This is a genomic window from Cryobacterium sp. HLT2-28, from assembly GCF_004402495.1.
Lineage (GTDB): Bacteria > Actinomycetota > Actinomycetes > Actinomycetales > Microbacteriaceae > Cryobacterium > Cryobacterium mannosilyticum.
This window is the reverse complement of the sequence record NZ_SOFH01000008.1, coordinates 225,592-235,383: the sequence shown is the minus strand read 5'-3', so window position 1 is coordinate 235,383 and position 9,792 is coordinate 225,592. Positions and strand designations below refer to the sequence as shown.

General features: G+C 69.5%; 12 protein-coding genes and 1 pseudogene. All 13 read left to right on the top strand.

Features of this window, described 5'->3' with window-relative positions; genetic code table 11:
• Positions 1–147, top strand: a pseudogene (locus E3O48_RS04155) (IS982 family transposase); the annotation flags it as partial.
• Positions 148–326: 179 nt separating this feature from the next.
• On the top strand, positions 327–995 hold the full coding sequence (rpe, locus tag E3O48_RS04150) for a ribulose-phosphate 3-epimerase (protein WP_134537406.1): 669 nt from the start codon (positions 327–329) through the stop codon (positions 993–995).
• A gap of 12 nt (positions 996–1,007) precedes the next feature.
• On the top strand, positions 1,008–1,271 hold the full coding sequence (locus tag E3O48_RS04145; RefSeq protein WP_134506683.1) for a phosphoribosyl-ATP diphosphatase: 264 nt from the start codon (positions 1,008–1,010) through the stop codon (positions 1,269–1,271).
• Positions 1,272–1,326: 55 nt separating this feature from the next.
• Positions 1,327–2,166, top strand: a complete 840-nt coding sequence (gene hisG / locus E3O48_RS04140; RefSeq protein ID WP_134506681.1) for an ATP phosphoribosyltransferase — start codon at positions 1,327–1,329, stop codon at positions 2,164–2,166.
• Between the two features lie 39 nt (positions 2,167–2,205).
• Positions 2,206–2,967 (top strand): imidazole glycerol phosphate synthase subunit HisF, encoded by a 762-nt coding sequence (gene hisF, locus E3O48_RS04135; protein WP_134506679.1) that lies wholly within the window; start codon positions 2,206–2,208, stop codon positions 2,965–2,967.
• A gap of 61 nt (positions 2,968–3,028) precedes the next feature.
• Positions 3,029–3,448: a phosphoribosyl-AMP cyclohydrolase gene (hisI, locus tag E3O48_RS04130; RefSeq protein ID WP_134537421.1), complete on the top strand. Its 420-nt coding sequence runs from the start codon at positions 3,029–3,031 to the stop codon at positions 3,446–3,448.
• A 2-nt stretch (positions 3,449–3,450) separates the two neighbouring features.
• A complete protein-coding gene (locus E3O48_RS04125; RefSeq protein WP_134506675.1) occupies positions 3,451–4,989 on the top strand; it encodes an anthranilate synthase component I in 1,539 nt (512 codons plus the stop codon).
• Positions 4,990–5,619 (top strand): Trp biosynthesis-associated membrane protein, encoded by a 630-nt coding sequence (locus E3O48_RS04120; RefSeq protein WP_134537405.1) that lies wholly within the window; start codon positions 4,990–4,992, stop codon positions 5,617–5,619.
• A gap of 59 nt (positions 5,620–5,678) precedes the next feature.
• Positions 5,679–5,906 (top strand): DUF6704 family protein, encoded by a 228-nt coding sequence (locus tag E3O48_RS04115; protein ID WP_134537404.1) that lies wholly within the window; start codon positions 5,679–5,681, stop codon positions 5,904–5,906.
• Positions 5,907–5,910: 4 nt separating this feature from the next.
• Positions 5,911–6,681 carry an indole-3-glycerol phosphate synthase TrpC gene (trpC, locus tag E3O48_RS04110; protein WP_134537403.1) on the top strand — a complete coding sequence of 257 codons (771 nt, stop codon included), beginning with the start codon at positions 5,911–5,913 and terminating at the stop codon, positions 6,679–6,681.
• A 2-nt stretch (positions 6,682–6,683) separates the two neighbouring features.
• A complete protein-coding gene (gene trpB, locus E3O48_RS04105; protein ID WP_134506668.1) occupies positions 6,684–7,895 on the top strand; it encodes a tryptophan synthase subunit beta in 1,212 nt (403 codons plus the stop codon).
• The gene (gene trpA / locus E3O48_RS04100) at positions 7,892–8,701 is read left to right on the top strand and encodes a tryptophan synthase subunit alpha (protein ID WP_134537402.1); all 810 of its coding nucleotides are present in this window, start codon (positions 7,892–7,894) and stop codon (positions 8,699–8,701) included. The genes trpB and trpA overlap by 4 nt, the downstream gene beginning before the upstream one ends.
• A gap of 111 nt (positions 8,702–8,812) precedes the next feature.
• Positions 8,813–9,784 (top strand): prolipoprotein diacylglyceryl transferase, encoded by a 972-nt coding sequence (gene lgt / locus E3O48_RS04095; RefSeq protein ID WP_370249104.1) that lies wholly within the window; start codon positions 8,813–8,815, stop codon positions 9,782–9,784.
• Positions 9,785–9,792 lie beyond the last annotated feature (8 nt).

Below are 9,792 nucleotides of genomic sequence, written 5' to 3'. Positions count from 1 at the left end.
CTCACCCTCGAAGACCATGGCGGACGCACTATCCCGGGCCTGTACTCCCGCGTCGCCGGCCGACTACTCGCCCTCGCCGCCGGAATCTGGCACAACTGGTTCCTCGGAACACCCAACAAACGATCCCTCATCGCCTACGACCATTAGGACTCACTCATCTAGCCGGCGTCGAATTCGACGGACTTTTTGGCCTCCGGGGCGAGAAAGAGGCGTATTTGGGCGATTTCGGAGAAAATCTCCGTCGAATTCGACGGGCGGTTCGCCGGGCAGGTGCGGGCTGTGGGCTGCGGGAAGGGCGGGCGGATGCCACGGGCTAGGGTGAAGTCATGCCCTCCAGGATCAACCCGAGCATTCTCGCCGCCGACTTCGCCAACCTCGAACGGGAACTGGGGCGCATCCGCACCGCCGACCTCGTGCACGTGGACATCATGGATAACCATTTCGTGCCCAACCTCACCTTCGGCCCGCCCGTCGTCTCCCGCCTGGCCCAGGTCTCACCGCTGCCGTTCGACGTGCACCTGATGATCGACAACCCCGAGCGGTGGGCTCCCGGTTACGCGGAGGCCGGCGCCTTCTCGGTGACCTTCCACGCCGAAGCCACCACCAACCCGGTCGGCCTGGCGCGGAAGCTGCGCTCGATCGGCGCCCGGGCGGGCATCGCCCTCAAGCCGGGCACCGCGGTCGAGCCCTACCTCGAACTCCTGCCCGAATTCGACCAGGTGCTGGTGATGACCGTCGAGCCCGGTTTCGGCGGGCAGAGCTTCATGCCGTCGACCATGCGCAAGCTGAAGACGCTGTCCGAGACCGTGCGCAAGACCGGTCTGGACGTCTGGCTGCAGGTCGACGGGGGCATCACCGAGGAGACCATCGTGATCGCCGCCGAGGCCGGCGCCGACACCTTCGTGGCCGGTTCGAGCGTGTTCAACGCCGCCGACCCTGCCGCGCAGATCGCCCGGCTGCGCGCCGCCGCGGACGAACACCGGCACGCGCACTAGTAACCTAGGGGAGTGAAGACATTCGACGACCTCTTCGCTGAGCTGAGCGACAAAGCACGAACCAGGCCCGAGGGCTCTGGAACCGTGCGTGAGCTTGATGCCGGCGTGCACGCCATTGGCAAGAAGATCGTTGAGGAAGCCGCTGAAGTCTGGATGGCGGCCGAATTCCAAAGCGACGAGGAGACGGCGGCCGAGATGTCGCAGCTCATCTACCACGTGCAGGTGCTCATGCTGGCGAAGGGGCTCACCCCGGCCGACGTGTACCGGCATCTGTGACGGCCAGGCCACCGGCCGACTCCGTCCACCTCCCCGCCAACGCTGAAAGAACACCATGCTGAGAATCGCCGTGCCCAACAAGGGCTCGTTGTCCGAAACCGCCGCGCAGATGCTGTCCGAGGCCGGGTACACCGGCCGCCGCGACCCGCGCGACCTCGTCGTCGCCGATCCGCTCAATGACGTCGAGTTCTTCTACCTCCGGCCGCGCGACATCGCGACCTACGTCGGTTCCGGAGCCCTCGACGTGGGAATCACCGGACGGGACCTGCTGCTCGACTCCCGCTCGACGGCCCACGAGATCGCCAGCCTCGACTTCGGCGACTCCACCTTCCGCTTCGCCGGTCCCGCCGGCCGCTTCAGCGACCTCTCCGACCTGGCCGGCCTCCGCGTGGCGACCAGCTACCCGGGCCTGGTCGAGGCGTTCCTCGCCCGGCACGACGTGTCGGTCACCCTCGTCACCCTCGACGGCGCGGTCGAATCCGCGGTGCAGCTGGGCGTGGCGGATGCCGTCGCCGACGTCGTCTCCACCGGCTCCACCCTCCGCAAGGCTGGCCTGGACATCTTCGGCCCGGTCATCCTCCAGTCCACGGCCGTGCTGATCACCTCCGAGAACGAGAAGCCCGGAATCGCGACGCTCCTCCGCCGGCTGCAGGGTGTGCTCGTGGCCCGCCAGTACGTGCTGATGGACTACGACATCCCGGCGGCCCTGCTCGACGATGCCTGCCTGCTGGCACCCGGCATCGAGTCGCCCACGGTGTCGTCGCTGCACGACCCCGACTGGGTCGCCGTGCGGGTGATGATCCCGCGCCTGAACACAAACCACGTCATGGACGCGCTCTACGAACTGGGCGCCAGGGCGATCCTGATCAGCTCCATCCACAACGCCCGCCTCTAACCAACGGGCCAGGGTAAGAGAATTGTCACGGAGGAAATCGTGAGTCTTGCTGTGCGGGTCATTCCCTGTCTCGACGTGGCCAACGGCCGCGTGGTGAAGGGCGTGAACTTCCAGAACCTGCGCGACGCGGGCGACCCGGTCGAGCTCGCCCGCCGGTACTACGAGCAGGGTGCCGACGAACTCACCTTCCTCGACGTCACCGCGACCGTCGACAACCGGTCCACCACCTACGACGTGGTGCGCGCCACCGCGGAACAGGTGTTCATCCCGCTCACCGTCGGCGGCGGCATCCGCAGCGTCGAGGACGTCTCCCGGCTGCAGGCCAGCGGCGCGGACAAGGTCGGCGTCAACAGCGCGGCCATCGCCCGCCCGGCGCTGATCGGGGAGATCGCCGACCGCTTCGGCTCGCAGGTCCTCGTGCTCTCACTCGACGTGAAACGCAGCGGCCGGACCGAATCCGGCTTCGTCGTCACGACCCACGGCGGCCGCACCGAGACCGACCTGGATGCCCTGGCCTGGGCCGGCACCGCGATCGAGCTGGGCGTCGGGGAACTCCTCGTGAACTCCATCGACGCCGACGGCACCAAGGCCGGCTTCGACCTCGAACTCATTCGCCTCATGCGGGAAATCAGCCGCGTGCCGGTGATCGCCTCCGGCGGCGCCGGACGGGCACAGGACTTCCCACCGGCGATCGCGGCGGGGGCGGACGCGGTGCTCGCGGCATCCGTCTTCCACAACGGCGAACTGACCATCGACGACGTGAAGCGGGAGCTCCGCGCCGCCGGGATGCCGGTGCGCTGATGAGCCTCGCCCGACGACCGCAGCCCCACGACCGATGAACCCCGAACGAGAGGGCGCCACCATGAACGACCAGGCACTGTCATCCGTCGACGCCGGCCTCGCGCTGGCCGCCTTCAACGCCGACGGCCTGCTGCCGGCGGTGATCCAGCAGTGGGACACCGGCAAGGTGCTCATGCTCGGCTGGATGGACCGGGAGGCGCTGCGACGCACCCTCACCGAGGGCCGCGTCACCTTCTGGTCTCGCAGCCGCCAGGAATACTGGCGCAAGGGCGACACCTCCGGGCACGGGCAGTACGTGAAATCCGCCGCGCTCGACTGCGACGCCGACACCCTCCTCGTGCGGGTCGACCAGGTCGGCGCCGCCTGCCACACCGGCACGCACACCTGTTTCGACGGCCGGGGCATCGGCGTCGCCACCGGCACCCGCCCGGTCGCCTCCGCCTCCGCCTCCGCCTCCGACTCCGCCGAAACGGTGAACTGACCGTGGCCGTCGACGAGACCACGGCCGGGACGACAACCCCCGAACAGTTCGCCGCGCTCGGACCCTTGCACCGGGTCATCCCGGTCATCCGTGAACTCTTCGCCGACGGGGAGACCCCGGTCGGCATCTACCGGAAGCTCGCCGCCGGTGCGCCGGGCAGCTTCCTGCTCGAGTCGGCGGAACAGGGCGGGATCTGGTCCCGGTTCTCCTTCGTCGGGGTGTCCTCCTTCGGCGTGCTGACCCAGCAGGGCGACGACACCCGCTGGATCGACTACGGCGTCGACGCCGACCGCGCGCTCGGCGCCGCCGCCGGGCTCGGCCCGCTGGTGGCGCTCTCCGCCCTGTTCGAACGCTGGCGGACGCCGTGCCTGCCCGGGCACCCGCCGCTCACCGGCGGCCTGGTCGGTTTCATCGGCTGGGAGGCGATCCGCCAGATCGAACGTCTGCCGAACCGGCCGCCGGCCGACTACGACGTGCCGGGGGAGGCGTTCAGCTTCGTTGCCGACCTCGTCGCGATCGACCACAAGTACGGCACCGTGCAGCTCATCGCGAACGTGCTCAACGACGGCACGGACACCCCGGCCGAGCTCTGGGCGAGCGCCCAGGCGCGGCTCGACTCCCTGCAGGCCCGCCTCGCGGCACCCTCGGAGGCGTGGCTCGCCGAGGTCGACCTGTCCACCGCGCCCGAACCGGAGATGCGCACCACCCGCGCCGACTTCCTCGCCTCGGTCGAGGTCGCCAAGCAGCGCATCGTCGACGGGGACATCTTCCAGGTCGTCATCTCCCAGCGCTTCGACCAGGCCTGCACCGCCGACCCGATCGACGTCTACCGGGTGCTCCGCAGCCTCAACCCCAGCCCGTACATGTACCTCCTCAGCCTCGAGTCCACGACCGGCGAACCGTACTGGATCGTCGGTTCCTCGCCGGAGGCCCTGGTCAAGGTGCAGCAGGACCGGGTCTTCACCCACCCCATCGCCGGGTCGAAGCCCCGCGGGACCACACCGGAAACCGACGCCGACTTCGAAACCGAACTCGCCGGCGACCCCAAGGAACGAGCAGAGCACCTCATGCTCGTCGACCTGGCCCGGAACGACCTGCTCAAGGTGTGCGCGGCCGGCTCGGTTGAGGTCACCGAGTTCATGCGGATCGAACGGTTCAGCCACATCATGCACCTCGTCTCATCGGTGGAGGGCAATCTCCTGCCCGGCAAGACCGCCATCGACGTGTTCCGGGCGACCTTCCCGGCCGGCACCCTGTCCGGCGCACCGAAGCCCAGCGCCCTGGCGATCATCGACGAACTCGAACCCACCCAGCGCGGCGTCTACGGGGGAGTGGTCGGCTACTTCGGCTTCGCCGGGGACGCGGACCTCGCCATCGCCATCCGCACGGCCACCATCATGAACGGCATCGCCAGGGTGCAGTCAGGTGGCGGCCTCGTCGCCGACTCCGATCCGGCATCCGAATACCAGGAGTCGCAGAACAAGGCCGCCGCTCCGCTGCGGGCCGTGGCCGTGGCCAACGCCATGAAACGGGTGCGCTGAGTGACCGCCCGCCGACTCAAGCTCGCCGTGATCCTGCTGGTGCTCGCCGCCAGCGCCCTGGCGCTGCTGGCCTGGACCCAGGTCTGGATCACCGCCGACGCCCTGCAACCCGGCTCGGCCGCGAAGACCCTCGCGGTCACCGGTTCGACCGCCGCGCCCGGCCTGACCGCCCTGGCCCTGGCCGGGGTGGCCCTCGCCGGCGCGCTGACCATCGCCGGTCCGATCATCCGGGTCGTCCTCGGCCTGCTCGAAATCCTGCTCGGCTTGTCGGTCGGCCTCGCCGCAGCTCTCGCGCTCGGTGACCCGGCCGGGGCCAGCGCGGCCCTGATCACCGCGGCCACCGGGATCGCCGGCAAGGAATCCGTCACCGACGGAGTCGTCGCCTCGGTGTCCACGCCCTGGCCCTACCTGGCCCTCGTCGCCGGCGTCGCGATGGCCGCGGCCGGCCTCATCATCCTCGTCACGGCCCGCCGCTGGCCGGGCCCCGGCTCCCGGTACCAGGCCGTGCGATTCGCCGCCGCGGATGCTTCCGGCGGGGCGGCCACCGACGCCTCCGGCGACCCGTCGAGCGACGCCGTCGACGACTGGGACGGGCTCACCCGTGGCGAAGACCCCACCGCTCGTCGCTGAAGACGATCACCGTCAGGCCGCTAGACTTGACCCGCACGTCAACGCACAGAAGGAGATCCATGAGCTTCGAGTCGGTAGACCCTGGCGAAGGCCATTCCATTGCGGCCTGGACCGCAGTCACCATCATGCTGCTGGCCATCGCCGTCGGCACCGTGGCGTTCTTCCTCGCTCTGTCCTGGCTCGTCTGGGCCTCGGTGGCGCTGCTCGTCGTCGGACTCGGCGTCGGCTGGGCGCTGTCCAAGGTGGGCTACGGCGTAGCCGACACCCAGCCGCACGAAGGCCACTAGCCGAGTGCTTTCCGAGCTGCTAGCCGGGGCGATCGCCGACGCGGACGTCCGCCGTCGGGATCGCCCGTACTCCGCCGTCGAAGCGGACGCCCTCGCGCGCCCGCCGGCCCTCGACGCCCTGTCCGCGCTCGCCCCGGCTGACCGGGTGAAGATCATCGCCGAAGTGAAGCGGGCGAGTCCGTCCCGCGGCGCCCTCGCCGAGATCCGCGACCCGGCCGCCCTGGCCGTGTCCTACGAGTTCGGCGGCGCCAGCGCCATCAGCGTGCTCACCGAAGGTCGCCGTTTCCTCGGTTCGCTGTCGGACCTCGAGCAGGTGCGTTCGGCCGTGACGGTTCCCGTGCTCCGGAAGGACTTCATCGGCGACCCGTACCAGGTCCTCGAGGCCCGTGCCGCCGGCGCCGACCTCGTGCTGCTGATCGTCGCGGCCCTTGACCAGGCCACCCTGGTCTCCCTGCACGACCTCGTCCGCGAACTCGGAATGACCGCCCTCGTCGAAACGCACAGCGCCGACGAGGTCGACCGCGCCCTCGACCTCGGCGCCAGCCTCGTCGGGGTGAACGCCCGCGACCTGTCCACCTTCACCCTCGACCAGGACCTGTTCGGCCGGCTGGCCGACCGGATCCCCTCCGGCGTGGTCCGGGTCGCCGAATCCGCCGTCAAGACGGCAGCGGATGTCGCGCACTACCGTGCCGCCGGAGCCGACGTCGTGCTCGTCGGCGAAGCGCTCGTCACGAGCGACCCCATCCGCACCCTCACTGAATTCCTGGCGGTATAGACATGTCCCTCAAAGCAGAAGCAGGCCCGTACTTCGGGGATTTCGGCGGACGATTCGTCCCCGAATCCCTGGTGGCGGCGCTGGACGAACTCACCAACGAGTACACCCTCGCCCGATCCGACCCGGCCTTCGCCGCCGAGCTGATGGAACTGCACCGCACCTACACGGGCCGCCCGTCCATCATCACCGAGGTGCCCAGGTTCGCCGCCCACGCCGGCGGCGCCCGCGTCATCCTCAAGCGCGAAGACCTCAACCACACCGGCTCGCACAAGATCAACAACGTGCTTGGCCAGGCCCTGCTCACCAAGCGGATCGGCAAGACCCGGGTGATCGCGGAGACCGGTGCCGGTCAGCACGGCGTGGCCACGGCGACCGCCGCCGCCCTGTTCGGCCTGGACTGCGTCGTCTACATGGGCGAGGTCGACACCGAACGCCAGGCCCTCAACGTGGCCAGGATGCGGCTGCTCGGCGCGGAGGTGGTGCCGGTCACGACCGGCTCCCGCACGCTCAAGGACGCCATCAACGACGCCATGCGCGACTGGGTGACCAACGTCGAGAACACCAACTACATCTTCGGAACGGTCGCGGGCCCGCACCCGTTCCCGGCGATGGTGCGCGACTTCCAGAAGATCATCGGCGAGGAGGCCCGCCAGCAGGTCCTCGACCTGACCGGGCGCCTCCCCGACGCGGTCACCGCCTGCGTGGGCGGCGGGTCCAACGCGATGGGCATCTTCCACGCGTTCCTCGACGACGCCGACGTGGCCCTGTACGGCTACGAGGCCGGCGGCGACGGCGCGGAGACCCTCCGGCACGCAGCCACTATCACCAAGGGGCGCCCCGGCATCCTGCACGGCGCCCGCAGCTTCCTGCTCCAGGATGAGGACGGCCAGACCGTCGAGTCGCACTCGATCTCCGCCGGCCTGGACTACCCGGGCGTCGGCCCGGAGCACTCCTGGCTGGCCAGCATCGGCCGGGCGACCTACCTGCCGATCACCGACGCCGAGGCGATGAGCGCCCTGCGGCTGCTCAGCCGCACCGAGGGAATCATCCCGGCGATCGAGTCGGCACACGCTCTCGCCGGCACCCTCGATCTGGGCAAACGGCTCGGACCGGACGCCACCATTCTGGTGAACCTCTCCGGCCGCGGCGACAAGGACATGGAAACCGCGGGCCGATACTTCGACCTGCTCGACGAGGGCGCGGCACAGCTATGACGACGACGACGAGCACAGTCGAATCGACCATCGCCCTGCGACGAAAACAGGGCGGCGGTGCCCTGATCGGCTACCTGCCGGTCGGCTTCCCGACCCTGTCCGAAAGCATCGACGCGGCCGTCGCGCTCGTCGCCGGCGGTGTCGACATCCTCGAACTGGGCCTGCCGTACTCCGACCCCGTGATGGACGGCCCGGTCATCCAGGCGGCCACCCAGCAGGCCCTGGCGGGCGGCTTCCGGCTACGCCACGGCATCGAGGCCGTCGCGGCGATCACCGCCCAGGTGGATGCCCCGGTGCTGGTGATGACCTACTGGAACCCGATCGTGCAGTACGGCGTCGACCGGTTCGCCGACGACCTCCAGGCCGCCGGCGGTGCCGGGCTGATCACGCCCGACCTCATCCCCGACGACGCCGCGGACTGGCTCTCGGCCAGCGACCGCACCGGCCTCGACCGGGTCTTCCTCGCCGCACCGTCCTCCTCCGACGCCAGGCTGGAGCAGGCGGTGCAGGCGAGCCGCGGCTTCGTCTACGCCGTCTCCACGATGGGGATCACCGGCGCCCGCAGCGACGTCGACTCGGCGGCCCGGGTTCTCATCGACCGCCTGCGCGCGGTCGGGTCGACGAGTGCCTGTGTCGGGCTCGGCATCTCCACCCCCAGCCAGGTGCGGGAGATCCTCGGCTACGCTGACGGCGCCATCGTCGGCTCCGCGCTGGTGAAGGCCCTCGCCGAAGGGGGAGTCCCCGCCGTCGCGGCGCTCGCCCGCGACCTCGCCGCCGGGGCCAGGGACATCCGACCCGCAGTCTGAGGTATGTTGACCGAGGCGGTCGTTCGACGCCTCGACAGTTTTGCGGGGCCGACCACCGGTTTCGGCCAACCCGGAGTGAGTCGTCACGATGAAAGGTAATACCAGGTGTCTATTCTGCTGAGCATCCCGAGCCCCAGCCCGGAGTGGAGCTTCTTCGACGTCGGACCGTTCAGGATCCACGCCTACGCCCTCTGCATCCTGGCCGGGATCATCGCCGCCACCGTGCTGACCTCGCGCCGCCTGACCAGCCGGGGCGGCGAACCGGGCGTGGTGCTCGACATCATCCTCTGGGCCGTCCCGCTCGGCATCGTCGGGGCGCGGATCTACCACGTGCTCACCCACCCGGGCGACTACTTCTATGCCGGCGCCGACCTGCTCCGCACCCTGTACATCTGGGAGGGCGGCAACGCCATCTTCGGGGCGCTGCTCGGCGGAGCCGTCGGCGCGTACATCGGCTGCCGGCTGTCCGGCATCCGGTTCTGGGCTTTCGCGGACGCCCTGGCGCCCGGCATGCTCGTCGCCCAGGCGATGGGGCGGCTCGGCAACTGGTTCAACCACGAACTATTCGGCCTGCCGACCACCCTGCCCTGGGGTCTGCAGATCGAGACCACCAACCCGGCCTACCCGGTCGGGCTGCCCGCCGGCACCCTGTTCCACCCCACCTTCCTCTACGAGATGATCTGGAACGTGATCGGCGTCGCCGTGATCCTCCTGCTCGAACGCAGGCTCACCCTGCGCTGGGGCAAGGCTTTCGGCGTCTACCTGATCTGGTACGGCCTCGGGCGCAGCTTCTTCGAGTCGATCCGGGTGGACCCGAGCGAGATCTACTTCGGGATCCGTACCAACGTCTGGGCCGCGTATGCCGCGATCCTGATCGGCCTGGTCATCCTCATCGTGCAGAGCCGCCGCCACACCGGGACCCCCGTCAGCGCTTACCGACCCGGCCGCGAATGGAAGGGACCCGATGCTGAGGTAGAATCTGAAGAGTTTGATTCGGATACCGAGGATCACGGTGATGACGCCGTCGAACCCACCGGATCAGGCGAGGTTGCAGCCACAAGCACCAGCAACTCGCGCCTTTAGCCCCAGGG

What these genes read in the sequence shown, in the direction of transcription:
- hisI (WP_134537421.1), top strand. Translation starts at nt 3,029, where the DNA reads ATGAACGACCAGGCACTGTCATCCGTCGACGCCGGCCTCGCGCTGGCC.
- trpB (WP_134506668.1), top strand. Translation starts at nt 6,684, where the DNA reads ATGTCCCTCAAAGCAGAAGCAGGCCCGTACTTCGGGGATTTCGGCGGA.
- trpA (WP_134537402.1), top strand. Translation starts at nt 7,892, where the DNA reads ATGACGACGACGACGAGCACAGTCGAATCGACCATCGCCCTGCGACGA.
- rpe (WP_134537406.1), top strand. Translation starts at nt 327, where the DNA reads ATGCCCTCCAGGATCAACCCGAGCATTCTCGCCGCCGACTTCGCCAAC.
- hisG (WP_134506681.1), top strand. Translation starts at nt 1,327, where the DNA reads ATGCTGAGAATCGCCGTGCCCAACAAGGGCTCGTTGTCCGAAACCGCC.
- E3O48_RS04115 (WP_134537404.1), top strand. Translation starts at nt 5,679, where the DNA reads ATGAGCTTCGAGTCGGTAGACCCTGGCGAAGGCCATTCCATTGCGGCC.